The organism is Streptomyces sp. NPDC020299, from assembly GCF_044387825.1.
Taxonomy (GTDB): Bacteria; Actinomycetota; Actinomycetes; order Streptomycetales; family Streptomycetaceae; genus Streptomyces.
The window spans coordinates 1-23,979 of record NZ_JBIRWL010000024.1; the positions used below are offsets into that span (position 1 = coordinate 1).

The following is a 23,979-nucleotide window of genomic DNA, read 5'->3' on the forward strand; positions in this document are numbered from 1 at the left end:
CTGCCCGGCTCACCGATCCTCTACTACGGCGACGAGATCGGCATGGGCGACAACATCTGGCTCGGCGACCGCGACGCCGTCCGCACCCCCATGCAATGGACCCCCGACCGCAACGCCGGCTTCTCGTCCAGCGACCCCGGACGCCTCTACCTCCCAGCCATCATGGACCCCGTCTACGGCTACCAGGTCACCAACGTCGAGGCATCCATGGCCTCCCCCTCCCCCCTGCTCCACTGGACCCGCCGCATGATCGAGATCCGCAAGCAGAATCCTGCCTTCGGACTGGGGTCCTACACCGAACTGCCCTCCTCCAACCCCGCCGTCATCGCCTTCCTCCGGGAACACGAGGACGACCTCGTCCTCTGCGTGCACAACTTCTCCCGCTTCGCACAGCCCACCGAGCTCGACCTGCGGGCCTACGACGGACGGCACCCGGTGGAGCTCATCGGCGGGGTGCGCTTCCCCGCCATCGGTGAACTGCCCTATCTCCTCACCCTCGCGGGCCACGGCTTCTACTGGTTCCGGCTCTCCCGAGTCGCATCCCGCGTCGGCGGACGACGCTGAACGCGCCGCCGAGGAAAGGACGCGTCACCATGGTGAAGACGGTGATCCTCCAGCCGAGGAGCACGGGCACCGAGCAGCCCCTGTCCTCGCTGTGCGAGCTGCTGCGCGAGTGGCTGCCCCGGCAGCGCTGGTTCGCGGGCAAGGACCGCCCCGTCACCGACCTGACCGTGCTGTCCGCGACGGAACTGTTCCCGGGCTGTCTGCACGTACTGGTCGACGCCGGGTACCTGCCGGTCCCCGCGCCCGGCGGCGGCGCTTCCCCGCCCGGAGACTGCTACCAGCTGCTGCTCGGCGTGCGCGAACACCTCTCGCCGCCGCTGGGCCGGGCCCTCATCGGCCGGGTGCAGGACGGTCCGCTGGCCGGGCTCACGGTCTACGACGCGCTGCACGACCCGCGCTCGGCCGCGCTGCTCCTGGACCGGCTCAGACGGCCCGGCACGGTGGGCCCGCTGTGCTTCGAGACCGACCCGGCCGCGGACGTCCCGGCGGGGCTCGCGCCGCGGCTGCTGGACGCCGAGCAGTCCAACTCCTCGTTGATCTACGGCGACGCGTTCATTTTGAAGGTCTTCCGGCGCATCCAGCCCGGCATCAATCCCGACCTGGAGGTGCCGGGGGCCCTGGTCGCGCAGGGCTGCAACCGCGTCCCCGCCCCGGTGGCCTGGCTGCGCACCACGGAGCCGTGGGCGGCGACCCTCGGCGTGCTCCAGCCGTACCTGCGCGACGCCTCCGACGGCTGGACGCTGGGCCTCGGCGCGCTCGCCGCCGGTGAGGACTTCACCAAGGAGGCGTACGAACTGGGGCTGGCGACCGCCGACATCCACCTCGCCCTGGCCTCCGCCTTCCCCGCCGGAACCCACGGCGACATGGAGCACACGGCGGCGGCGATGACGGCCCGGCTGGAGGCCGCCGCGCACTGTGTCCCGGCGCTCCGGCCGTTCGTCCCCGGCCTGCGCACCGCCTTCCGCGCGCTCGCCAACTGCGACGCCGGGCCGGCCGCCCAGCGCATCCACGGCGATCTGCACCTGGGTCAGGTACTGCGGGCGGGCCGCGAGTGGTTCGTCATCGACTTCGAGGGCGAGCCGTCCCGCCCGCTCGCCGAACGGCGCGCCGCCCAGTCCCCGGTGCGGGACGTCGCGGGCATGCTGCGTTCCTTCGACTACGCGGCCCGTCAGCGCCGCCCCTGGCGCCCGGAGTGGGCCCGCCGCTGCCGCGAGGCCTACTGCGCGGGCTACGCGGCCCGGGCCGGATGGGACCCGCGCAAGAAGCACGCGCTGCTGCGCGCGTACGAGACGGACCGGGCGGTCTACGAAGTGCTGTACGAGGCCAGACACCGTCCGGGCTGGCTTCCCGTGCCGATGGCGGCGATCGAACGTCTTGCCGTCCGAGGAGGATGACCCGTGGCGCTGCGCGAGACCTCTCTGCCCGTGTCGGCCGGCCGCCGGCCGCTGCCGGCCCCCGCCCTGGACCCGGCCGACCTGGAACGCCTGCTCGCGGGCGCCCACCACGACCCGCACGCGCTGCTCGGCGCGCACCCGGTGCCGGGCGGGGTCGCCTTCCGGGCGCTCAGACCGTTCGCGCGTGCCGTGAGCGTCGTCCTCGACGGCGAGCACCACCGCCTCGTCTCCGAAGGGGGCGGTGTCTTCTCCACCGTGCTGCCGCTGGACGCGATCCCCGCGTACACCCTGCTGGTGGAGTACCCGGAGGGCACCCAGGAGGTGCACGACCCCTACCGCTTCCTGCCCGCGCTGGGCGAGCTCGACCTGCACCTGATCGGCGAAGGCCGGCACGAGCAGCTGTGGCGGGCCCTCGGCGCCGAGCCGATGACCCACCAGGGCGTCACCGGCACCCGGTTCACCGTGTGGGCGCCGAACGCGCGCGGGGTCCGGGTGGCCGGGGAGTTCACCTTCTGGGACGGGACGGCCTTCCCGATGCGGTCCCTCGGCTCGTCCGGGGTGTGGGAGCTGTTCCTGCCGGGCATCGGCGAGGGCGCGAAGTACAAGTTCGAGATCACCTCCCGGTACGGGCACCGGTTCCTGAAGGCCGACCCGATGGCCCGCCGCACCGAGGTGCCGCCCGCGACGGCCTCCGTGGTGACGGCCTCGCACCACGAGTGGCGCGACGAGGAGTGGCTCGCGCGCCGCGCGAAGACACCGGTGCACGAGGCGCCGTTCTCGGTGTACGAGGTCCACCTGCCGTCCTGGCGGCCGGGCCTCAGCTACCGGGAGCTCGCCGAGCAACTGCCCGCGTACGTGGGCGACCTGGGCTTCACCCATGTCGAGCTGATGCCGGTCGCCGAGCACCCCTTCGGCGGCTCCTGGGGCTACCAGGTCACCGGCTTCTACGCGCCCACGTCCCGCCTGGGCACCCCCGACGACTTCCGGTACTTCGTCGACGCCTGCCACCGGGCGGGCATCGGCGTGATCATGGACTGGGTGCCGGCGCACTTCCCCAAGGACGACTGGGCGCTGGCCCGCTTCGACGGGGACCCGCTGTACGAGCCCGGGGACGCGCGGCGGGCGGAGCACCCGGACTGGGGGACGTACGAGTTCGACTACGCCCGCACCGAGGTGCGCAACTTCCTGGTCGCCAACGCCGTGTACTGGTGCGAGGAGTTCCACATCGACGGGCTGCGCGTGGACGCCGTCGCCTCCATGCTCTACCTCGACTACTCGCGCGAGCCCGGTCAGTGGGAGCCCAACGTGTACGGCGGCCGGGAGGACCTGGCCGCGATGGCGTTCCTCCAGGAGATGAACGCGACCGTCTACCGCCGGGTGCCCGGAGTGGTGACGATCGCGGAGGAGTCCACCGCGTGGGGCGGCGTGACGCGGCCGACCGACACCGGCGGGCTCGGGTTCGGGCTGAAGTGGAACATGGGCTGGATGCACGACTCGCTGGAGTACATGAGCCACGAGCCGGTGCACCGCAAGTACCACCACCACGAGATGACCTTCTCGATGGTGTACGCCTACAGCGAGAACTACGTCCTGCCCATCTCCCACGACGAGGTGGTGCACGGGAAGCGGTCGCTGGTCTCCAAGATGCCGGGCGACTGGTGGCAGCAGCGCGCGAACCAGCGCGCGTATCTGGGCTTCATGTGGGCGCACCCGGGCAAGCAACTGCTGTTCATGGGACAGGAGTTCGCGCAGGGTGCCGAGTGGTCCGTGGAGCACGGACCGGAGTGGTGGCTGCTGGACCCGGGCCACTGTGCCGCGGGCGACCACCGGGGCGTGCGGGACCTGGTCCGGGACCTCAACGAGGTCTACCGCGCCATCCCCGCCCTGTGGCAGCGCGACACCGATCCGGGCGGCTTCCGCTGGATCACCGTGGACGCGGCCGAAGACAACGTCTTCGCCTTCCTGCGCTTCGACGCGGCGGGCGCCCCGCTGCTCGCGGTGTCGAACTTCTCCCCCGTCGTCCGCCACGACTACCACCTGGCCGTACCCGACGAGGTTCCGTCCTGGCGGGAGATCCTCAACACGGACGCCCCGCGGTACGGCGGGAGCGACGTCACCCGCCCGGGCCCGGTCGGGACGGAGGGCGGGGCCGTCCGCCTCACGCTCCCGCCGCTCGCCACGGTCTGGCTGACACCCGCCCCCTGAGCAGGTGTCGACGGCCGCCGGAGGGGCAGTCGGGGTCGTACCGGACCGCGACGCACTGTCGCGGCACGTATGGAGAGGCGGCCCCACGTGCGCACCGTCGGTGTGGAGGAGGAACTCCTTCTGGTCGACCCCGAAAGCGGTGACCCGAAGGCGCTGTCGGCAGCCGTGCTCGCTCGTGCGTCCCTGCTCGATCCCGCGCAGGACGTGTTCGAGAAGGAGCTGTACGGGCAGATGCTGGAGTTCGCCACGCATCCGCAGACGGACATGGCGGACCTCGGCGCGGAGATCGTCCGCTGCCGCAAGGAGGCGGCCCGGCACGCCGGCGAGATCGGCTGCACGGTGGCCGCGCTGGCCACCTCCCCGCTGCCGGTGAGCCCCTCGATCAGTGTGAACGACCGCTACCAGTGGATGGCCGAGCAGTACGGCGTCGGCACCCGGGACCAACTCGTCTGCGGCTGCCATGTGCACGTGGCGGTGGAGTCCGACGAGGAGGGCGTCGCCGTCCTCGACCGCATCCGGCCGTGGCTGCCCGTGCTGTCGGCGATCAGCACCAACTCCCCGTTCTGGCAGGGCCGCGACACCGGCTACCACAGCTACCGCAGCCGGGTCTGGGGGCGCTGGCCGTCGGCCGGCCCGACGGAGCTGTTCCGGACCGCGGAGCGCTACCACCGCCGCGTGACGGACATGGTGGACACCGGCGTGATCCTGGACGCGGCGATGGTCTACTTCGACGCCCGGCTGTCCGAGCGCTACCCGACCGTGGAGATCCGCGTCTCCGACGTGTGCCTCCAGGCGGACACGGCCGTCCTCATCGCCACGCTCGTCCGCGGCCTCGTGGAGACCGCCGCCCGCGAGTGGCGCCGCGGCGGGGAACCGGCCGAACACAGCGTGAGCGTGCTGCGGCTGGCCGCCTGGCGTGCCGCCCGGTCGGGTCTGGACGGCGAGCTGCTCCATCCCGCGACGATGCGGCCGGAACCGGCCGAGACGGTCCTGCGGGCGCTCCTCGAACACGTCGGCGACGCCCTCACCGGCACCGGTGACCTGGCCCGGGCCGAGCAGGCCGTCGCCGGCGTGCTGGAGCGCGGCAACGGCGCCCGCGTGCAGCGTGAACTCATGGAGCGCACGGGCAGCCTGCGGGACGTCGTCACCGAGTGCGTGCGCCGTACCCAGTCCTGACGCGCCGCTGGTCTCACAGGATCAGCACCAGGGCGTAGACCAGGAAGAAGGCCGCGACCAGGACGACGAGGACCATGATCAGGGTGAGCGGGGCCTTGGCCCAGCCCTTGGGCGGGTTGTGCGTCTCCTGGGGCCCGGCCTCCGGCATGCTGCTCTCCGCGGGCGGCGCCTCGCCGGGTGGCACGCCGCCCCGGGCTCCAGACCGGTGGTGCGCTCGGGCTCCGGATCGGGGTTCACATGAGTCATGTGTCCCGAGTCCCCCGGAGGCACCTAGATCATCAATCGGCCACGACTTCTCCGTTCCCGGCACCAACTGCTCGCACCTGGGCTACATTCGAGCACCGCCGACAACAGGACTCGTCGGTGTAGTCACTCTCCGTACATACCAGGAGCAGCGCATGCGCGACCTCGCTCTCGCTCCAGTGGCCGTCCCGCCCCTGGTCGGCGGGCTGGCCGACGGCGTCTTCGAGACGGCGGCCCGGACCCCGACCCGGGCGGTGGTGGCCCGCCGTCCGGACGGCGCGGCGACCGTCTGGGAGGAGGTGACGGCCGTCGAGCTGCGGGACGAAGTGGTCGACGTGGCCAAGGGGCTGGTGGCGTCCGGGATCTCGCCCGGCCACCGGGTGGCCGTCATGGCGCGCACCAGGTACGAGTGGACGGTGCTGGCGCACGCGCTGTGGGCGGTGGGCGCGGAGGTGGTGCCGGTCCATCCGGCGTCCTCGCGCGAGCAGGTCGAGTTCATCCTGCGGGACGCCGGCTGTGTGGCCGTGGTGGTGGAGGACGACCAGGGCGTCATGACGGTCGGCACGGTGTGCACCGCCCTGCCCCGCCTCAAGCACGTGTGGCAGCTGGACACCGGTGCGCTGGCGCAGCTGGCCGAGCGGGGCCGGTTCGTGCCGCTGACCACGGTGGAGTCGCTGCGCCGGATCGTGCTCCCGGACTCGACCGCGGCCGTCGTCTACACCTCCGGCACCACCGGCCGCCCGCAGGGCTGCGCGCTGAGCCACCGGGGCCTCGCGTACCCCTCCGACACGCTGCTCGAGGGCTGGGGACACACGGCGGCGCCCCCGGGCGAGCAGCCCTCGGTCCTGGCCTTCCTGCCGTTCTCCCATGTGTACGGGCTGATGATCCAGGTGATGTGCGTGCGCGGCGGGATCCTCATGGCCCACGAGCCGGACATGACCGAGGCGGCGATCTCGTCGGCGCTGCGCACGTTCCGGCCGACGTACCTCTACGGCGTGCCGTCCGTCTTCGAGAAGCTCTACAAGAACTTTCTGCGCACGGCCCAGCAGTCGGGCCGCGGGGCGCTGTTCGAGCGGGCCGCGCAGACGGCACGGGACTGCGCCACGGCCGAGGAGCGGCAGCGGCTGGGCACGGGGCCGGGGCCCGGCTTCGACCTGCGGCTGCAGCACGCCCTGTACGAGCGGACGGTGTACCGCCGGCTGCGGGCGGCGCTGGGCGGCCGGGTGGTGCGGGCGACGTCCGGCGGCTCGTCGCTGGACCGCGAGCTCTCCCTGTTCTACGAGGGCATCGGCATCTATGTGCACGACGGCTACGGGCTGACGGAGAGCTGCGGCGGGATCACCATGCAGCCGCTGGGCCGGGAGAAGTCCGGGACCGTCGGGCGGCCCCTGCCGGGCACCGAGATCCAGGTGGCCGACGACGGGGAGATCCTGGTGCGCGGTCCGTCGGTGTTCCAGGGCTATGTGGGCGACGAGGCCGCGACCCGGGCCGCGCTGCGCGGCGGCTGGCTGGCCACCGGGGACATCGGCCGTCTGGACTCCGAGGGGTATCTGACCCTCACGGGCCGCAAGAAGGACGTCATCGTCACCAGCGGTGGCAAGACCGTGGCTCCGGCCCCGCTGGAGCAGCGTCTGCGGATGCATCCGCTCGTGCACCAGGCGGTGGTGGTGGGCGACGACCGGCCCTGCGTGGGCGCGCTGCTCACGCTGGACCCGGAGTTCCTCGCGCACTGGCGGGCAGCCCTGGCGCCGCAGGGCGACACGCCGGGGCGGGAGGTCCGGGAGGACAACGCGCTGCGCGAGGAGCTGAACCGGGCCGTGGCCGCCGCCAACAGCACGGTCTCACGTGCCGAGTCGATCCGGGTCTACCGGGTGGTCTCCGAGCCGTTCGCCCCGGCCAACGGGCTGCTGACACCGTCGATGAAGCTGCGCCGGGACCTGATCGTCCAGCACTACGCGGCGGAGATCGAGGCGATGTACCAGGCGCGCAGCCGGGCCACGGCGCGGCTCGGACCGCCCGAGCCGGCCGACTGGGAGGACTCGGACGACGTGTTCCGCTGAGGTCGCCCACCCAGTGTGACGACCGCGACCGGGGAGAGACGCGTACCCGGCTCGCCTGCGGGAACCCAAGACGTGGGAAAGCTGAGCAGCGACTACAGCCGCGTTCATCCGGGCTGAGGAAGATGTGATGGCTACGGAGCCGCGTTGGGACGACACACCGCACTCGGAGGAGACGCGCGAGCGTACGGTCTCCTTCGCGGGCGAGCTGCGCAATGTGACGGGGGCGCGGCTCGCCGCGGAGGACTTTCTGGGCACCCTGGCCCGGGCGTCGCCGCCGGCGGCCCCCGAGTCCTGGGACGACATCCTGCTGGTCGTCACGGAGCTGGCCGCGAACGTCGTCCAGTACGCGCCCGGCCCGTTCGAACTGCGGATGCGGCGCACGTTCGACGGCGTGCACCTCACGATGCACGACACCAGCACCACCCGGCCGGAGCCGCGCCCGTTCCACCCGAACTCGGGCGGCGGCGGCATCGGCTGGCACCTCGTGCACACGCTGTGTGACCAGGTGAGCGTGGTGGTGACGGACACCGGCAAGGACATCCACGTGTTCCTGCCCTGGTGAGGGACGTGAGGGGCGGACCGCAGGAAGGGGCGGGCGGTCCTCGAGCCCGCCGCGACCGGCCGGGACAACCCTCGGACTGCCGTCGATACGGGAGTACACCGCATATTCGTGCGACGCACGGGTTACTCAGGCACCGTGCCGGGGCATGCTGGTGCCCACGCGTTCGTCTGCCTGCCGTACCTGGCTGGCGTGGCGGCTCGGGGCACGGTGGGATCGATGTGGTGCGAAGCAGCGATCCAGGGGCATGCGAACGGCGTCCAGTCGTACCGCCTGGAGCCGCAGAAAGGGATGGACACCGTGACACGACCCAGGATCCTGGTGGTTGGCGCAGGCTTCGCCGGAGTGGAGTGCGTTCGCCGCCTGGAGCGCAAGCTCGCCCCTGACGAGGCCGACGTCACCCTGGTGACGCCGTTCGCCTACCAGCTCTACCTGCCCCTGCTGCCCCAGGTCGCCTCGGGTGTGCTGACGCCCCAGTCGATCGCCGTCTCCCTGCGCCGCAGCAAGAAGTACCGCACCCGGATCATCCCCGGCGGTGCCATCGGCGTGGACCTGAAGGCCAAGGTCTGCGTCATCCGCACCATCACCGACGAGATCGTCAACGAACACTACGACTACATCGTGCTGGCCCCGGGCAGTATCACCCGCACCTTCGACATCCCCGGGCTGACCGAGCACGCCTTCGGCATGAAGACCCTCGCCGAGGCCGCCTACATCCGCGACCACGTCATCTCCCAGCTGGACCTCGCCGACGCCAGCCACGACCCGGCGGAGCGCGCCTCGCGGCTGCAGTTCGTGGTGGTCGGCGGCGGTTACGCGGGCACCGAGACCGCGGCCTGCCTGCAACGGCTGACGCATGCCGCGGTCAAGCGCTATCCGCGCATAGACCCGAAGCTGATCAAGTGGCATCTGATCGACATCGCGCCGAAGCTGATGCCGGAGCTGGGCGACAAGCTCGGCCGCAGCGCGCAGGAGATCCTGGGCCGGCGCGGGATCGACATCTCCCTGGGCGTGTCGATCGACAAGGCGGGCCCGGAGGAGGTCACCTTCACCGACGGCCGGGTGGTGCCCACCCGCACCCTCATCTGGACGGCCGGTGTGGTCGCCAGCCCGCTGATCGCCACGCTGGGCGCCGAGACGGTCCGGGGCCGGCTCGCGGTCACCGCCGAGATGTGCCTGCCGGGCCAGGACGGCGTCTTCGCGCTCGGCGACGCCGCCGCCGTCCCGGACGAGGCCAAGGACCAGGAGGGCGCGGTCTGCCCGCCCACCGCGCAGCACGCGATGCGGCAGGGCAAGGTGGTCGCCGACAACGTCATCGCGACCCTGCGCAGCCGGCCGATGCAGCCGTACGTGCACAAGGACCTGGGACTGGTCGTCGACCTCGGCGGCAAGGACGCGGTCTCCAAGCCGCTCGGCATCGAACTACGCGGCGTGCCCGCCCAGGCGGTGGCCCGCGGCTACCACTGGTCGGCGCTGCGCACCAATGTCGCCAAGACGCGTGTCATGACGAACTGGCTGCTCAACGCGGTCGCGGGCGACGATTTCGTACGCACCGGCTTCCAGACCCGCAGGGCCGCGCGGCTCAAGGACTTCGAGTACACGGACTCCTACCTGACGCCGGAACAGGTGCGGGCACATGTAGAAGGCGGTGCAGGCGGTGCGGGCGGTGGGGACACCCCCTCCCTGACCTGATCCGGAAACACCGGGAACACCACGGGCCGCCGGCCGGTACGCGTCCGGCCGGCGGCCCCGCCCTTCGCGACACGGGAGAGAGCACGTCGGCGTGAGCACAGCGGGACGGTCGGTGCGGGCGGATGTGTGGGACCGGCTCGCCGCGTCCGATCCGGGGCTATTGCGGCTGACCGCGGGGCTGCGGACGGTGTCCGCCATCGGGCTCACGCTCCTGGTGCTGGGCCCGCTGCGGGTCGGCGTGACCCACCTGGTGGCCGGGGCGATGGTCGCGATGGCCGCGACCTTCGCCATCCGGGAGCAGCAGCCGTCCCGGCAGGCCGTCACCCTCGCACTCGGCCTGCCGGTGGCGCTGGCCTCCGTGACGCTGGGGGCGCTGCTGAACACGCGGGTCGTGGCGGGCGACCTGTTCTTCGTGGCGCTCATCTTCGGCGCCGTGTACGGCCGCCGGTTCGGTGACCGCGGTACGGCGCTGGGGCTGATCGCCTTCCAGACGTACTTCATCTCCCTGTTCGTACGGGCGAGTGCCGGAGCCCTGCCCGGGCTGTACGGGGCGATCGCCGTGGGCTTCGTGTGCAGCGCGACGGCCCGTTTCGTCCTCGTGCGGCAGACACCGGCGGGCACGCTGGACCGGCTGCGCCGCGCCTTCCGGGCCCGACTGGCCCAACTGGTGGACGCGCAGGCCGCGTTGCTGGACGCCGGTCCCGAGGAGGTGGAGAAGGCCCTCGAGAACGTCCGCACCAGGACCGCACGGCTGCACGAGGCGGCCCTGCTGGTCCAGAGCCGTCTGGCGGACGGGACCTCCGACGAGGCCGTGGCCCGCCTGGTGCAGCGCCGGATCGCCGAGGCCGAGATCGCCGCGGAGCGGCTGGGCCTGCTGCTGCTCACCGCGCGTGCCGAGCGGCGGGCGGACACGCTCACGCTGCATCTGCCGGGCGCGCCGGTGCCCTCGGAGGTGCGGGAGCCGGTGCGGGAGGAGGCGATCGACGCGCTGCGCCGGGATCTCGGGGCTTTGCGGCTCCAGGTGCTGCGGCCGGCCGGCTGGGACTCCGGGACCGGGCTGTCCCAGGTGCGCAACCGGCTGCTCGGCTACCGCGAGGGCGAGAACCTGCCGCCGGCGTCGCCTGCCGTCCAGGACGTCTTCCGGGGGCTCGGCGAGGCCGCGCGGGCGGTCCTGGGGCTGCGGATCGCCCTGGACGGGCCGCAGGACGAGTCCGACGACACCCCGGCGACCGCCCGCTCCCGCGAGGAGCTGGACGCGGAGGACGCCGCCATCGCCGCGGGCGAGGACGGGCCGCAGGGGGACGAGGAGCGGCCGGCCGGGCTGCGGCGGCCCACCACGCGGGCGGCCGTACAGGTGTCGGTCGGCTCCGCGCTGGCCATCCTGGGCGGTGAACTGCTCTCCACCCACCGCTGGTACTGGGCGGTGCTGGCCTGCTGGATCGTGTTCATCAACACCTCCTCCACCGGGGAGATCCTGGTCAAGGGCTACCGCCGGGTGCTGGGCACGGTCCTCGGCGTGGTGGCCGGCATCGGGCTCGCGGGGCTGGTGGGGCACCACACCTGGACGGCGTTCGGGCTGGTGCTGCTGTTCATCTTCGCGATGTTCTACACCGCGCCGCTGTCCTACACCCTGATGTCCTTCTTCGTGACGGCGATGCTGGGCCTGCTGTACACGCTGCTCAACACCTACAGCGCCGCCGTGCTGGTACTGCGCGTGGAGGAGACGGCGCTGGGCGCGGCGTGCGGGGTGCTCGCGGCGGCGGTGGTGCTGCCGGTGCACACCGACCGGCGGACCAACGAGCTCCTGGTCACCGCCCTGGACCGGCTCGCGGACGTGACCCGTGCCGCGGCCGACCAGCTCAGCGGCGGTGCACCGGCCGACCTGCTGGACATGGCGCGGGACCTGGACCAGGCGCTGGCCGACCTGCGGGCGTCCACCAAGCCGCTGACCCACCCGATCACGCCGCTGCGGTCGAGGCGGGACACCGCCCGCTACGTGGTGGCGCTGCTGGAGACCTGCGCGTACCACGCGCGTTCCCTGGCGGCCACGGCGGAGCTGCTGCCCAGCCATCCCTCGATCGCGGCGGATCCCCGGCTGCGCGTGGTGGGGCGGCGCATCGTGCACAACATCGAGGCGATCGCCGCCCGTGTCGCGGACGAGCGCCCCGAGAGCGAACTCGAGACCGGCCCCAGCATCGCCTCCCTGCTGGAGCCCGGCTCCTACCACACACCCCGGTACGGCAGGGTCACCGACCGGGTACTGCGGCACCTCCAACGCCTGGACGAAGCAGTGGCAGGCCTGGCCCGCCCCCTCGGCGTACCGGTGCAACAGCCGAAGGACTGACCGCCCGTGGCCGAGCCACGGGCGGTCAGTCCTTCTGCCGGCGGGTAGCCAACGGCTCCCCCGGTCCCTCTCAGGTACGGATCCAGCGGGCCTCCGCGAAGGAGAACAGGCCGAACAACGCCAGCCCGCACGCGACGAGCGCCAGCAGCCAGGGGCCCGCCGGGGTGTCGGCGAAGGTTCGGAGCGTGTCGTCGAGGCCCTTGGCCTTGTCGGGTCGGGAGTCGACGGCGGCGCGCACCGCGCAGACGCCCGCCGCGGTGAACACCACGCCGCGCGCGACGCCGCCGGCCACGCCCGTCACGTCCACCAGGCGGCGCGCCCCCGGTGACATCTCGCCGGTCCTGAGCCTGTCGCAGTACGTGCGCCGTACGGCCTGGACGGCGATCCAGACTCCGGTGACGACGATCCCGGCGCCCACCGCGCCGACGAACCACTGCCCGGCCGGCACGGACAGGGCCCGGGCGGTGAGGTCGCGCGACTGTGCGTCGCTGGACTGCCCGCCGCCCGCGCCGGCCGCGAAGGACAGTACGGATGAGGCGACGAACGCGTAGAACACGCACCGCACGACGGCGAGCAGCCGTTTCCGCGCCGAGCGGCCGTCCTTGCCCACGGAGCCGAAGAGCGCCTCCGAAAGCCGCCACAGAGCCATGCCGGCGAGCCCGATGCCCACCGCCCACAGCACGACCGCGCCGAACGGGTGGCGGGCGATCTCGGCGAGGGCGCCGTTGCGGTCGGCCTGCTTCTTGCTGCCGCCGAAGGCGATCTGCAACGCCAGCAACCCCACCAGCAGATAGATCACCCCACGCGCGGCGAGCCCGGCCCGCGCGGCCCACTCGGTCACCGCGCCCGCCGGCCCCGACCGGGCCCGTGTCCCCGCGCCCCGCATCACAGCACTCGTATCCATCCAGACCTCCTCGGCTCCGGCGGCTTCTCGACGGTGGGCGGGCTCAGTGCTGCCCGGCCCGCGCCACCGTGACCTGATCCGGTTCCGGCTGGAGCCCGGCCGTGCCCAGGTGGCGGTGGGCCGCATCGAGGGCGGCTAACACGTCCCGCGTGCCGGTCAGCACGCACAGCGTGTACGCGAGGTCCCGGGCCCGCGGGCCGGCACCGGGCGCGTCCCGCCCTCCGTCGCCCGCGAGGAGTCCCTCGTACTCCTCGACGAGCTTGCGCAGGGTCGCGGGATGCGGTCTGAGCGGGATCAGCATCTTGGCCTCTTACTCCTTCGTTCGGCGGATGTCGCGCTCGGAGACGGATGGGCTCACACGGTGGGCGTGCCGGAGTCCCGGCCGCCGTGCCGCCGGCCGAGCGCCTCGTCACGGACGCGTGCGCAGCTGCGGCTGATGAGCCTGGAGACGTGCATCTGGGAGATGCCCAGCTTGTCGGCGATCCGGCTCTGGGTCATGTCCTCGAAGAAGCGCATGTAGAGGATGGCGCGCTCCCGTTCCGGCAGGCGGCGCAGCCCTTCCTTGGCGGACTCGCGGTCCACGACGACGTCGAACGAGGCGTCGGTCGACCCGAGGGTGTCCGCGAGGCTGTACCCGTCGTCGCCGGCCGACAGTTCGGCGTCCAGCGAGAGGGTGCTGAAGCTTTCCAGCGCCTCCAGGCCCGCGTTGACCTCGTCCTCTGCCAGCCCGGTGTGCGCGGCGATGTCGGCGACCGAGGGCTCGGGGCTCCCCGGGTTCTGGGTGAGCTCGCGGCGGGCCACGCGCACCCGGTTGCGCAGTTCCTGGACCCGGCGGGGCACCCGCAGCGCCCACATCCGGTCCCGGAAGTGCCGCTTGACCTCTCCGGTGATGGTGGGCACCGCATAGCTCTCGAAGGCACCGCGCTCGGGGTCGAACCGGTCGATCGCCTTGACCAGTCCGAGGGCGGCCACCTGGCGCAGGTCCTCGACGGACTCGCCTCGGTCGCGGAAGCGTCCGGCGATCCGGTGGGCCATGGGCAGCCACGCGGTCACCAGTTCGTCGCGCAGCGCGTCGCGCTCCGGGCCCTCGTCGAGCTCCGCGAGCCGGGCGAACAGGGCCATGGTGTCGGGGGCGTCGTCGTGGGACCGCTTGGGTGAGGCCGCAGGAGCCGGGTCGGCGGCGGAAGGGGCGGCGGAGGGACGGGCAGTCGTGCCGGGACGGCTGGTCGAGATATCGGTGAGCATGCGGAATCGCTCCTGAACAGGTGGTTTCAGGGAATTGCCGCGGGAGAGCCGCCCGGACCATTTCACAGGGCCCTGAGCAGGCACAACACTCCCGCTGGGCGCGCCTCCGGTCCGAAGCACGAGTCTCCGTCTGCCCGGGCCCCCAGGGACCAAACTCCGCTTTCGAAATCCGGCTGGGTAAGAATTTCCGCGCCCGGTTGCCGGCTGAAATCAAGTCAGTGGAACGAGGGCGGTGATTCGCTTGCCGCCGCGGGGCAGACAGGCGACATGGATGTCGTGCGCCAGTCGGCACACGATGGGCCAGCCGCGCCCGCCGACCCGGGAACGGCCCTGGGCGTCGACGGGCGACAGGGCGACGGGCAGGTCGTCGCTCCGGTCGCTCACCGAAACGCGTACCTCGCCTCCGACGACGTCGACGGAGAAGTCGGTGACCCCACCGCCGTGCAGCATCGCGTTGGTGGTCAGTTCCGAGACGACGAGCAGGGCGTCGTCGAGGGCGTCGGTATCGCAGTGGAGGTGCTGGGCCTCGCATCGCTCGGCCACCGCACCTCGCACCCTTCTGCGGGCGTCCGCCGGCCGGCACGGCATGGTGCGGCGCGCGTCCGACGGTCCGAGGGCGGATTCGGTCCTGTGCGTCTCGCGCATCCTTTCGCTCCCTGGCTGGTGAGGACGGAAATCCGGTGCGTGCGCCGACCCGAGGTGATCGCCCGGGTCTCTCCCTTTTCGGCTCACCTGTCAGAGCGCGGCCAAACACATCCGGGCCTCATCATGGCCGGGTTCGGGGGTACGCGGATGCCATGACGGATGTCGTGGACTCGGACGAACTGTTGCGGCGGATGCAGCGTGCGAAGGCCTGCGCACGGGAGGAGGAGCGGACGTGGCGGGAGCGCGGTGACGCCCTTCGGGAGGACGATCCGGCGGGTGCGCGGGACGCCGCCGTACGGGCGACGGCGTACGAGGTCGTGCTGCGGGTGCTGGACGAGATCCTCACCCCGGGAACACACGGGGCCGGGCGCTGAGGACGGAGTGAAACAGGTCACCTGGCCCGCTTTCGGTTACGCGAAAGCATCCCAGGTGGTTTATCGTTCATCCATACGTGGACGGGGAGTCGACCGTGACCGTCCTCCCCGAACCACCGCATACGGCCCTGGCTGGCTTCCCCCGTCCAGCCAGGGCTTTTTCCTGCCCGCCGCGGCTTTGTCCACGGGATCTTCCCTCCCCCGAGGTGCTCCGGGCGGCCGCAGCGGCTGAAATGGGCGTAGGGAACGACACCTCATTCCGTCGCCGGCGAGGAGCCCCCGCCATGACCAAAGCGATCAAACTGCTCACCGCCCTCCCCCAGAAGCAGCGCGAGCGTCTGATGGAGCTGGCGAAGGAGGTCTCCTTCCCCGAGGACAGCCACATCTTCGAGGCCGGCGGCACCGCCGACCGCTTCTGGGTGATCCGCTCGGGCGCCGTCAACCTCGACCAGCAGGTGACGTCCACCCAGCGGGTGACCGTCGCCACCCTCGGCGCGGGCGACATGCTCGGCTGGTCATGGCTGTTCCCGCCGTACCAATGGGACTTCGGCGCGGTGGCCTTCAGCCAGGTACGCGCCTACGAGTTCGACGGAGCGGCGGTGCTGGGGCTGTGCGTGGAGGACCCGCTGCTCGGACTGTCCCTGGTGCGCACCGTCGCCGAGATCCTCGCCCACCGGCTGGAGACGACCCGCGGCAAGCTCATGGACCAGTACACGACCCGCAGGCGCGGCACGCTGTAGCCCTGCCCCGCCCTCAGATCCGGTAGCGGCGCAGGGCCGGTACCGCGGCGGCCAGGGTGAGCATCACGGCGACCACCAGCAGGCCGCCGCCCGCCACGGCCGCGCGGGGGCCGAAGACGGAGCCCATCGTGCCGTGCAGGACGTCGGCCAGGCGCGGGCCGCCCGCGACGACCACCGTGAACACGCCCTGCATGCGGCCGCGCATCTCGTCGGTCGCCGCGGACAGCAGGATCGCCCCGCGGAAGACCATGGAGACCATGTCGGCGACCCCGGCCGCCGCCAGGAACGCCGCGGCCACCCACAGATTGCGGCTCAGCCCGAACCCGGCGACGGCCACGCCCCAGCCGACGACCGCGCCGATGACCATCCAGCCGTGCCGGCGCGCCCGGGAGAACGTGCCGGAGAACAGGCCGCCGGCCACCGCGCCGATGGGAATCGCCGCGAACAGCAGGCCCAGCGCGAGCCCTTCATCGTACGAGCCGTACGTCTGCGCGGCGAGTTGCGGGAACAGGGCGCGGGGCATGCCGAAAACCATCGCGACGATGTCGGCGAGGAAGGACAGCAGCAGCACCTTGTGCCCGGCGATGTAGCGGAATCCGGCCGCGATCTCCCGCCAGCCGGCGCGGCGCGCGGCCGAGCCGGACAGCGGCGGCAGGGAGGGCAGCCGGTAGACCGCCCACACGGTGACGCACAGCGCCAGGGCGTCGATGAGGTACAGCTCGGGCAGCCCGATGACGGGGATGAGGACTCCCGCGAGCAGCGGCCCCACCACCTGCCCGGTCTGCATGACGGTCGAGCCGAGGGCGTTCGCGGCGGGCAGTTCCCCGGCGGGGACCAGTCGTGCGATGGAGGCGCTGCGGGCTGGTGAGTTGAGGCCCCAGAACGCCTGTTGGAGGGCGAGCAGCGCCATCAGCAGCACCACCGACTCCAGTCCGGTGACGGCCTGGACCCAGAACAGCAGCGAGGTGACGGCTATGCCGCTGTTGGTGACCAGCAGGAGCTTGCGGCGGTCCACGGTGTCGGCGACCGCGCCGCCCCACAGCGCGAACACGATCAGCGGCAGCAGACCGGCGAGGCTCGCGGCGCCGACCCAGGCAGAGGACCGGGTGATGTCGTAGATCTGCTTGGGCACGGCGACGGCGGTGAGCTGGCTGCCGACGGCCGTGACGATGGTCGACGACCACAGACGGCGGTAGGCCGGGATCCGCAGCGGACGGGTGTCCATCGCCCAGCGGCGCCAGCCGCGCCGGGGCGGGGGCGGCGCGGTGGCGGAGGCGTCGGAGGTGGCGGAGGTGTCGGGCCGGGGCTCGGTACTGCTGTCGCTCGTGTCCACGGGCTTCCTGGTCGCTCGTCAGGTCTTTGCTCAGTACACCTTTCGGTGCGGGTTCACTATTCCAGGACCGGCTGTGAACGCCGAACGGTTTGTTCTCAGGCCACCCATGTCTCAGGCTCCGGCGACGAGCAGGGCGCCGAGCGCGATCATGGTCGCGGTGACGTTGGCTCAGGCGGTTTCGGTCTCCCCCGTCCTGCGGACGGCCGCCATGACGGGGCCCGCGACGCTCGCGTGGGCCAGGTACTTGGTCGCGGTGTGCGTCCACAGGCCGCCGGAATCGATCCGGCCGGTCACCGGGAGGCAGCCGTGGGCGTTGGGGAGGACGTCGTCCTCGAGGCGGGGGCGCGGGACGACTATGTCGTCGCGGTCCCAGAAATTCAGCCAGCGTTCCACGCAGCCGGGCACGGCCGGGGGCTGGGGCAGCAGCCGGGGGCGCACGACGGCACGCATTCCGATCGGTGAACCCAGGGTGACGAACAGCGGCACCGGTCCCCGGTGGTGGTGGAGGGCCTCCATGGCGACGACGCTGCCCAGGGAGTGGGCCACGACGACGGCGGGGCGGGCCCCGTCCAGCCGGTCCAGGACACGCTCGCGGATCCGCCGGTCGAGAGGGAACCCGGCGGCGTCGTGCTCGGCCCTGGCGAGGTAGCGGGTGACCTGGGCGAGGTGGCCCGCCATGAGCCGGCCGCCGGCCCACTGACCCGCCCGCCGCAGCCCGGGCAGGGCCAGCAGCGTCGTACAGACGTTCACGATCCGGCGGAGCAGTTCGCCGGCGCTCCGGGTCCGGCCCGGCGGGCGCAGTTCGGCGCGCGCGTGTTCCAGGATGCGGCGCTCGCGCGGATCCGGCCCGAGTTCGAGCCGTACCTCGATCAACTCGTCCAGCAGGTTGCGCAGTTCCTCCGCGTCGGCCGGGTCGGTGCCCGCGACGCCCTGGGGTTGGCGGGCGGCGAACAGATCGCCGTAGTACGCGAAGGCCGGTTCGGCGAGGCCGCACAGGGACGGTGGCGAGGCCTCCCCGGAGTGGTCCGCCTTCCGCGCGCCCACGGCCAGCGCCGCGAGCCATGCCGCGCACTCCGCCTGGGGATCGCGTGCGCCGCCGATCCCGTGCACGAACACCAAGGCCGGTCTCACGCCCGAATCCCTCCCCCTCCCTGGGTCAACTGGCCTTCGCGGAACAGAAGTTGACGCGACCGTGCGACCCGAGGAGGGTCGAGAGTAGCAAGAGCGGCCGCAGACGTGGACCCGTGCGGACGACGGCGTCCGGAACCATGCGGCTCTGTTGTTTCACCCGGCATCCATCGGTCACCCGCACAGGACGAGATTTTCGACAAGGCACAGACGACACGGACGATTTTGATCGCAGGTGAACTTCGATGGACAACTGGCGCGACCACGCCGCGTGCCGTCACGAGGACCCCGACCTCTTCTTCCCGGTCGGCACCACCGGACCCGCGGTATGGCAGGAACGGCAGGCCAAGGCGGTCTGCGAACGCTGCCCCGTCCGGGACCAGTGCCTGGACTGGGCGATGGACACGGGGCAGACCCTCGGGATCTGGGGCGGCACGACGGAAAGCGAACGCCGCGCACTCAGGCGGCGCGCAAGCTCCCGGCGACGCTCGGGCTGACCTGCGGTGCGTCCGCCGCGCCGTGCCGCCTCACTGATCCTCCGGCGGCGGCGCGCCGGGCAGCCGCAGGGTGAAGACGGCGCCCGCCCCGGGCTCGCTCGCCGCCTCCGCGGTGCCGCCGTGCGCGGCGACCAGGTGGCGGACGATGGCCAGACCCAGCCCGCTGCCGCCGGTACGCCGGCTGCGTGACTTCTCGGCCCGCCAGAACCGGTCGAAGACATGGGGCAGGTCGTCCGGCGCGATACCGGCGCCGGTGTCGGTCACGGTGAAGACCACCCGGTCGCCGTCGCGGCGGGCGGCCAGGGCGACGGTGCCGTCGGCGGGCGTGTGCCGCAGGGCGTTGGAGACGAGGTTGCCGAGCGCCTGCCGCATCCGCACCGGGTCGGCGTCCAGCCACGGCTTTCCGGCGGCCTCGGCCCAGGGCTCGGTGCGCAGGGTGACCCCGGCGGCGTCGGCGGCGACCCGGTGGGCGGCGGCGACCTGGTCGAGCAGGTCGTCGGCGCGGACCGGCTCGCGGTGCAGGCGCAGGGTGCCGGCGTCGGCGGCGGCCAGGTCCTGGAGGTCGTCGATGATCCGCTGGAGCACCACGGCTTCCTCGTGCAGCGAGGAGAGCAGCGCCGGATCGGGGTCGACGACGCCGTCCCGGGTGACCTCCAGCCAGCCGCGGATGTTCGTCAGCGGGCTGCGCAGTTCGTGCGCGATGTCGCTGACCATGGCCTTGCGCTGGGCCTCCAGGCGCTCGCGGCGCTCGGTCAGGTCGTTGAAGGCCTCCGCCAGGATGCCGGTCTCGTCCCGGGTGGTCACCGGGACCCGTACATGCAGCTCGGGCGGCTGCTGGGCGGCCACGGTCAGCGCGCGCAGGGGCCGTACCAGCCGGATGGCGATCACGGCGGTCACGGCGACGGTGACGGCGAGGACCAGCCCGGCCGCGCCGACGATCCTGGCCTTGTTGGCCGGGGACATGTTGAACCGGGGGGCCGGCCGGTCGCCGATGCCGAGGAACAGTTCGGCGACCGGGGCCACATAGGGGTCGAGCTGGGCGCGCAGCGCGCTGTCGGCGCAGGGCTGGGCCTCCCTGATGGCCTTCGGGCTGCTCAGCTTGTCGAACCCGGCCACGACGTACCGGCTCGGCTTGGCCGGGTCGGCCGTCACGAACTCCGGTGTGCCGAAGTGGAGACCACTTTGGTTCAGGCAGGTGCTGGTGCCCTCGGCGAGTGTGGTGAGGGCCTCCTTCTCGGTGCGGGTGGGGGTGAGGAGCTCGTAGTAGCCGCACTTCTCCGGCAGGTACTCCGAGCGCGGGGTCCCGTCCGGGGCGCTGAGGACGGGGCGTCCGTCGGGGGCCCGCCGGACCGTGGCCTCGACGCCGAGCTGCTCGTAGCACTGCCGCACCTTGTCCGCGAGGGCACCCGTACGGAAGCGTTCGCCCTTCGTGAGCCGGTACGGGCCGACGGCACGCGGATCGACCCCGCTGAGCTGCGCGCCGGGCTCGCTGTAGGTGTCGGTGCGCAGGGGGTCGACGGTGGCGGCGGCGCCCAGGGGCAGGGCGGTGCCGTGCGAGGCGGAGTCGGCGATCGGCACGCGGTCGGCGGTGGTCAGGGCGATACGCCGGCCCGTCTTCCTGGCCAGGGCACGGACGGTGCCCTCGACCCCCTGCCAGCTCGGATGGGTGGCGGCGTAGCCGCTGAGCTGGGCCAGGATCTTCATGTCGGCGGCGAGGTCCTGCCCCTGCTCCTCGCGCAGGGCGCTGGTGGTGGTGGTGACGGCGAGCCAGGCCGTGGCCGCCACGGAGCACACGGCGATCAGGGCGGAGACGGAGAGCAGCCGGACCAGCAGCCGTTTACGCAGGGGGATGCGCCGCTTCTGGAGCGGCCGTCGCCTCACTCGCGGCCGTCGCCTCACGGGCGGCCGCCGCTGAGCTTGTAGCCGACGCCGAACACGGTCAGCAGCCGTACCGGGTGGCGCGCGTCGGGCTCGATCTTCTTGCGCAGGTTCATGATGTGGACGTCGACGGCCCGCTCGGTGGAGGCCCGGTCGAGGCCGCGGGTGAACTGCAGCAACTGCCGCCGGGTGAAGACCCGTTCCGGCTCACCGGCCATGGCCAGCAGGATCTGGAACTCGGCCGGGGTGCAGTCCACCGGCAGCCCGTCGCAGCGCACCTCGTGCCGCCTCGGGTCGACGGCGATCCCTCCGGCGCGTACGACGGGGTCCTCCGGTACGTCGACGGCACGCCCGCTGCGCCGCAGGACCGTACGGATACGGGCCATCAGCTCGCGCGGGCTGTACGGCTTGGTCATGTAGTCGTCGGCGCCCAGCTCCAGGCCGAGCAGCAGGTCGTCCTCCTCGGAGCGGGCCGTCAGCATCAGCACGGGGGTGTTCTCGTCGCCGGAGCGCAGCACGCGGCACACGCCGAAGCCGTCGACCACCGGCAGCATCAGGTCCAGGACCACCAGGTCGGGTCTCAGTCTGCGGACCGCGTCCAGCGCGGCGGCCCCGTCGTGGACCACGGTCGCGGTGTGGCCCTCCGCGAGCAGGGAGCGGCGTATCAGTTCGGCCTGCATCTCGTCGTCCTCGGCGACCAGCACATGTGCGCACATTCGGCGGATCCTAGGCCGCTCAGAGGGCGAGCCAGTCGGCGTACCCCATGACGATCACGGGGTGCCGGTCCGGGGCCAGGGTGTGCAGCAGGTCCTTCATATGGGCTTTGGCGACGCTGACGCAGCCGTGCGTGGGGCCGCCGTGGTCGACGTGGATCCAGATGCCGCCGCCGCGGTCCGAGCCGAGGGGGCGGGTCCAGTCGAGGGGCGAAGTGCCGGGCTCGCGGTTGTAGTTGATGGCGACGACGTAGTCGAAGGAGCCCTCGAGCGGCTCGCCCTCGAAGCCGGTGCCGGGTGAACTGAACCCGCCGGAGCGGGTGTACGGCAGCCGGCTGCCGGGGTCGGGGAGCAGGCCGCCGGCGTCGGTGAGGGTGTAGACGCCGAGAGGTGAGCGCAGATCCCCGGCCATGTGGTGGTCGCTCCAGCCCCGCAGGGCGTTGTGCGCGGGCCAGCTGGGCCCGGGCTCCCAGCCGAGGTCGGTGCGTTCGTACAGTACCGCTGTGGACTTCGGTGAGTTCTTGCCGCGTCCGGTCACGACGATCGCCTGTCGTGACCGGCCGGGTATCGCCGCCGTCAGTTTCGGCCCCAGGCCGGGTATGCGCTGCGGGGCGGCCTGTGCGCTGACCTCCGGTGTGGGCCGGGCCGTCCGTGGCGGCGAGCCGGCGGTCGTCCGGCGGGGGTTCGCCGCGGCACCGCCGCCGCAGCCGCTGAGCACGAAGGGGGTCGCGAGCAGCGCGACGGCGGTCCTGCGATTGATCATGAGTGGAACCTTGGCCGACAGTTGTGAGGAACTGGTCAGCTTCTAGGATCGTGCGGGCTTCCCGGCCTGGTAGAGCCAGGTGTTGAACAATGTGTGGAGGTCCTTGCCGGACTCCCGCTCGGCCAGCTTGACGAACTGCGCGGTGGTGCCGTGCCCGTCGTGGTGCTCGGCCGCCCAGGCGCGCAGGACGCGGAAGAACGTGGAGTCGCCCACGGCCCGCCGCAGTTCGTGCAGGGTCATGGCGCCGCGGTCGTAGACGGGGGTGTCGAAGATGTGGGCGCCGCTGCCGGGGTTGCCGGGCGGGAACGCCCACAGGCTGTTGCTCGCCGGGTGGGCGTACAGCTCGTCGAAGGTCTTCTGGGCGCTGTCGCCGCCGTGCTGCTCGCTGTAGAGCCACTCGGCGTAGGTGGCGAAGCCCTCGTTGAGCCAGATGTCCTTCCAGGTGGTGAGCGAGACGGAGTCGCCGAACCACTGGTGGGCGTTCTCGTGGACGAGGGTGCTCAAGGAGGGTGCCCGGTCGTAGACGGGCCGGGACTGGGTCTCCAGGGCGTAGCCGACGCTGTGCGCGTGGTCGACGATCGAGCCGGCGGCACGGAACGGGTAGGGGCCGAAGACCTTGCTCTCCCACTCCAGGACGGACGGCAGCTTCTTCAGCACGGGTGCCGCGGCGCTCGCCTCGCGCGAGTCGACGGCGTTGTACACCTGGATGCCGTCGCGGGTGGTGTACCGATCGACCTTGAACCTGCCGACGGTGGCGGTGGCCAGGTAGGCGGCCATCGGCTCGGTCTGGCGCCAGCGGAAGGTGGTCCGGCCGTGGGCGGTGGACTGCCCGACCAGGACGCCGTTGGAGACGGCGGTGCGGCCCTCGGGAACGGTGATGGTGATGTCGTAGGAGGACTTGTCCTGGGGGTGGTTGTTCGCCGGGTACCAGGTCATCGCGCCCTGTGGCTCGCCCGCGACGAACGCGCCGTCGTCGGTGCGGATCCAGCCGTCCGCGGAGCCGTCCGGGTCGGTGACCGACTCGGGGGTGCCCTGGTAGGTGACAGTGACCTTGAAGTCCTGGCCGTCGCGCAGGGCGTGGCGCGGGGTGACGACGAGTTCCTGGCCGTTCCTGCTGAATCCGGCGGTGCTGCCGTCGACGGTGAGGCCGGTGACCTTCAGGCCCTTGAAGTCGAGGTCGAAGCGGGCCAGCCGCTGGGTGGCGCGGGCGGTGAGGACCGCCTTGCCCCGCAGCTCCCGGGTGCCGGTGTCGTAACGGAGCGTCAGGCCGTAGTGCCGGACGTGGTAACCGCCGTTGCCCGCGAGCGGGAAGTAGGGGTCGCCCACGCCGGACGAACCGTTGGTCCCGGCCGCGGCGGGCCCGGCTGCCGCGACCAGAGCCGCGAGGGCCAGGGGGACGGTGCCGAGCACCGCCCGGTGGCTCAGGACGGCTGTGCGTCTTGCGGCGGTCTGCTGTCGGGGGGACGTCACATGCGCTCCTTGTGGGGTTGCTGTGATCAATTGATGCCACATTAGGCGCGTC

21 protein-coding genes and 1 pseudogene are annotated in these 23,979 nt (G+C 72.3%); 11 read left to right on the plus strand and 11 right to left on the minus strand.

The annotated features are described in order from the left end of the window. The 4 genes from ACH45E_RS39675 to ACH45E_RS39690 form a co-directional block, all read left to right on the plus strand. On the plus strand, positions 1-564 hold a 564-nt coding region (locus tag ACH45E_RS39675), incomplete at its 5' end, for an alpha-glucosidase C-terminal domain-containing protein (RefSeq protein ID WP_361454020.1). Between the two features lie 29 nt (positions 565-593). Beyond that, positions 594-1,958: a maltokinase gene (locus ACH45E_RS39680; RefSeq protein WP_361454017.1), complete on the plus strand. Its 1,365-nt coding sequence runs from the start codon at positions 594-596 to the stop codon at positions 1,956-1,958. Between the two features lie 3 nt (positions 1,959-1,961). Further along, positions 1,962-4,163 carry a 1,4-alpha-glucan branching enzyme gene (glgB, locus tag ACH45E_RS39685; protein WP_361454014.1) on the plus strand — a complete coding sequence of 734 codons (2,202 nt, stop codon included), beginning with the start codon at positions 1,962-1,964 and terminating at the stop codon, positions 4,161-4,163. Positions 4,164-4,250: 87 nt separating this feature from the next. Next, positions 4,251-5,339 carry a glutamate--cysteine ligase gene (locus tag ACH45E_RS39690; RefSeq protein WP_361454012.1) on the plus strand — a complete coding sequence of 363 codons (1,089 nt, stop codon included), beginning with the start codon at positions 4,251-4,253 and terminating at the stop codon, positions 5,337-5,339. 79 nt (positions 5,340-5,418) lie between these two features. Here the strand turns inward: ACH45E_RS39690 and ACH45E_RS39695 are convergent. Continuing rightward, positions 5,419-5,585: pseudogene (locus ACH45E_RS39695) on the minus strand (DUF6480 family protein); the annotation flags it as partial. Between the two features lie 152 nt (positions 5,586-5,737). Between ACH45E_RS39695 and ACH45E_RS39700 the strand changes: the two are divergent. From ACH45E_RS39700 to ACH45E_RS39715, 4 genes are all read left to right on the plus strand, one after another. Next, a complete protein-coding gene (locus ACH45E_RS39700) occupies positions 5,738-7,642 on the plus strand; it encodes an AMP-dependent synthetase/ligase (RefSeq protein ID WP_361454009.1) in 1,905 nt (634 codons plus the stop codon). Between the two features lie 127 nt (positions 7,643-7,769). After that, on the plus strand, positions 7,770-8,204 hold the full coding sequence (locus tag ACH45E_RS39705) for an ATP-binding protein (protein WP_361454006.1): 435 nt from the start codon (positions 7,770-7,772) through the stop codon (positions 8,202-8,204). 288 nt (positions 8,205-8,492) lie between these two features. Continuing rightward, positions 8,493-9,893, plus strand: coding sequence for an NAD(P)/FAD-dependent oxidoreductase (locus ACH45E_RS39710; protein ID WP_361454032.1), 1,401 nt, complete (start codon positions 8,493-8,495; stop codon positions 9,891-9,893). A gap of 91 nt (positions 9,894-9,984) precedes the next feature. After that, positions 9,985-12,237 carry an FUSC family protein gene (locus tag ACH45E_RS39715; RefSeq protein ID WP_361454003.1) on the plus strand — a complete coding sequence of 751 codons (2,253 nt, stop codon included), beginning with the start codon at positions 9,985-9,987 and terminating at the stop codon, positions 12,235-12,237. Between the two features lie 70 nt (positions 12,238-12,307). Here the strand turns inward: ACH45E_RS39715 and ACH45E_RS39720 are convergent, their stop codons facing one another. From ACH45E_RS39720 to ACH45E_RS39735, 4 genes are all read right to left on the minus strand, one after another. Continuing rightward, the gene (locus ACH45E_RS39720; protein ID WP_361454000.1) at positions 12,308-13,141 is read right to left on the minus strand and encodes a DUF1206 domain-containing protein; all 834 of its coding nucleotides are present in this window, start codon (positions 13,139-13,141) and stop codon (positions 12,308-12,310) included. Positions 13,142-13,184: 43 nt separating this feature from the next. Continuing rightward, positions 13,185-13,442: a DUF5133 domain-containing protein gene (locus ACH45E_RS39725; RefSeq protein WP_361453997.1), complete on the minus strand. Its 258-nt coding sequence runs from the start codon at positions 13,440-13,442 to the stop codon at positions 13,185-13,187. Between the two features lie 53 nt (positions 13,443-13,495). Beyond that, complete coding sequence (locus tag ACH45E_RS39730; protein ID WP_361453994.1) at positions 13,496-14,386, minus strand: SigB/SigF/SigG family RNA polymerase sigma factor; 891 nt, start codon at positions 14,384-14,386, stop codon at positions 13,496-13,498. A gap of 210 nt (positions 14,387-14,596) precedes the next feature. Then, positions 14,597-15,031, minus strand: a complete 435-nt coding sequence (locus ACH45E_RS39735) for an ATP-binding protein (protein WP_361453991.1) — start codon at positions 15,029-15,031, stop codon at positions 14,597-14,599. A gap of 152 nt (positions 15,032-15,183) precedes the next feature. On the opposite strand from ACH45E_RS39735, the gene ACH45E_RS39740 reads away from it, so the two are divergent. Together ACH45E_RS39740 and ACH45E_RS39745 are read left to right on the plus strand one after the other, a co-directional pair. Continuing rightward, positions 15,184-15,405, plus strand: a complete 222-nt coding sequence (locus ACH45E_RS39740; RefSeq protein ID WP_361453988.1) for a hypothetical protein — start codon at positions 15,184-15,186, stop codon at positions 15,403-15,405. 284 nt (positions 15,406-15,689) lie between these two features. Then, the gene (locus ACH45E_RS39745) at positions 15,690-16,145 is read left to right on the plus strand and encodes a cyclic nucleotide-binding domain-containing protein (protein ID WP_361453985.1); all 456 of its coding nucleotides are present in this window, start codon (positions 15,690-15,692) and stop codon (positions 16,143-16,145) included. Positions 16,146-16,158: 13 nt separating this feature from the next. On the opposite strand, the gene ACH45E_RS39750 is transcribed toward ACH45E_RS39745, so the two are convergent. After that, positions 16,159-17,478, minus strand: coding sequence for an MFS transporter (locus tag ACH45E_RS39750; RefSeq protein ID WP_361453982.1), 1,320 nt, complete (start codon positions 17,476-17,478; stop codon positions 16,159-16,161). A gap of 168 nt (positions 17,479-17,646) precedes the next feature. After that, positions 17,647-18,609, minus strand: a complete 963-nt coding sequence (locus tag ACH45E_RS39755) for an alpha/beta hydrolase (RefSeq protein ID WP_361453979.1) — start codon at positions 18,607-18,609, stop codon at positions 17,647-17,649. Positions 18,610-18,851: 242 nt separating this feature from the next. Between ACH45E_RS39755 and ACH45E_RS39760 the strand changes: the two genes are divergently transcribed. After that, complete coding sequence (locus tag ACH45E_RS39760) at positions 18,852-19,103, plus strand: WhiB family transcriptional regulator (RefSeq protein ID WP_361453976.1); 252 nt, start codon at positions 18,852-18,854, stop codon at positions 19,101-19,103. Positions 19,104-19,133: 30 nt separating this feature from the next. Here ACH45E_RS39760 and ACH45E_RS39765 read toward each other — a convergent pair whose 3' ends face one another. The 4 genes from ACH45E_RS39765 to ACH45E_RS39780 are packed head-to-tail and all read right to left on the minus strand — an operon-like array spanning position 19,134 to position 23,927. Further along, a complete protein-coding gene (locus ACH45E_RS39765) occupies positions 19,134-20,984 on the minus strand; it encodes a HAMP domain-containing sensor histidine kinase (protein WP_361453973.1) in 1,851 nt (616 codons plus the stop codon). 14 nt (positions 20,985-20,998) lie between these two features. After that, the gene (locus ACH45E_RS39770) at positions 20,999-21,697 is read right to left on the minus strand and encodes a response regulator transcription factor (RefSeq protein WP_361453970.1); all 699 of its coding nucleotides are present in this window, start codon (positions 21,695-21,697) and stop codon (positions 20,999-21,001) included. 19 nt (positions 21,698-21,716) lie between these two features. Next, positions 21,717-22,457, minus strand: coding sequence for a L,D-transpeptidase family protein (locus ACH45E_RS39775; RefSeq protein WP_361453967.1), 741 nt, complete (start codon positions 22,455-22,457; stop codon positions 21,717-21,719). 42 nt (positions 22,458-22,499) lie between these two features. Continuing rightward, on the minus strand, positions 22,500-23,927 hold the full coding sequence (locus ACH45E_RS39780; RefSeq protein ID WP_361453964.1) for a M1 family metallopeptidase: 1,428 nt from the start codon (positions 23,925-23,927) through the stop codon (positions 22,500-22,502). Between the last annotated feature and the right edge of the window lie 52 nt (positions 23,928-23,979).

Excerpts from the sequence above, each read along its gene's own strand:
- ACH45E_RS39720 (WP_361454000.1), bottom strand. The coding sequence starts at position 13,141 with ATGGATACGAGTGCTGTGATGCGGGGCGCGGGGACACGGGCCCGGTCG.
- ACH45E_RS39725 (WP_361453997.1), bottom strand. The coding sequence starts at position 13,442 with ATGCTGATCCCGCTCAGACCGCATCCCGCGACCCTGCGCAAGCTCGTC.
- ACH45E_RS39710 (WP_361454032.1), top strand. The coding sequence starts at position 8,493 with ATGGACACCGTGACACGACCCAGGATCCTGGTGGTTGGCGCAGGCTTC.
- ACH45E_RS39705 (WP_361454006.1), top strand. The coding sequence starts at position 7,770 with ATGGCTACGGAGCCGCGTTGGGACGACACACCGCACTCGGAGGAGACG.
- ACH45E_RS39740 (WP_361453988.1), top strand. The coding sequence starts at position 15,184 with ATGACGGATGTCGTGGACTCGGACGAACTGTTGCGGCGGATGCAGCGT.
- ACH45E_RS39680 (WP_361454017.1), top strand. The coding sequence starts at position 594 with ATGGTGAAGACGGTGATCCTCCAGCCGAGGAGCACGGGCACCGAGCAG.
- ACH45E_RS39730 (WP_361453994.1), bottom strand. The coding sequence starts at position 14,386 with ATGCTCACCGATATCTCGACCAGCCGTCCCGGCACGACTGCCCGTCCC.
- ACH45E_RS39775 (WP_361453967.1), bottom strand. The coding sequence starts at position 22,457 with ATGATCAATCGCAGGACCGCCGTCGCGCTGCTCGCGACCCCCTTCGTG.
- ACH45E_RS39760 (WP_361453976.1), top strand. The coding sequence starts at position 18,852 with ATGGACAACTGGCGCGACCACGCCGCGTGCCGTCACGAGGACCCCGAC.
- ACH45E_RS39770 (WP_361453970.1), bottom strand. The coding sequence starts at position 21,697 with ATGTGCGCACATGTGCTGGTCGCCGAGGACGACGAGATGCAGGCCGAA.
- ACH45E_RS39735 (WP_361453991.1), bottom strand. The coding sequence starts at position 15,031 with ATGCGCGAGACGCACAGGACCGAATCCGCCCTCGGACCGTCGGACGCG.
- ACH45E_RS39700 (WP_361454009.1), top strand. The coding sequence starts at position 5,738 with ATGCGCGACCTCGCTCTCGCTCCAGTGGCCGTCCCGCCCCTGGTCGGC.
- ACH45E_RS39745 (WP_361453985.1), top strand. The coding sequence starts at position 15,690 with ATGACCAAAGCGATCAAACTGCTCACCGCCCTCCCCCAGAAGCAGCGC.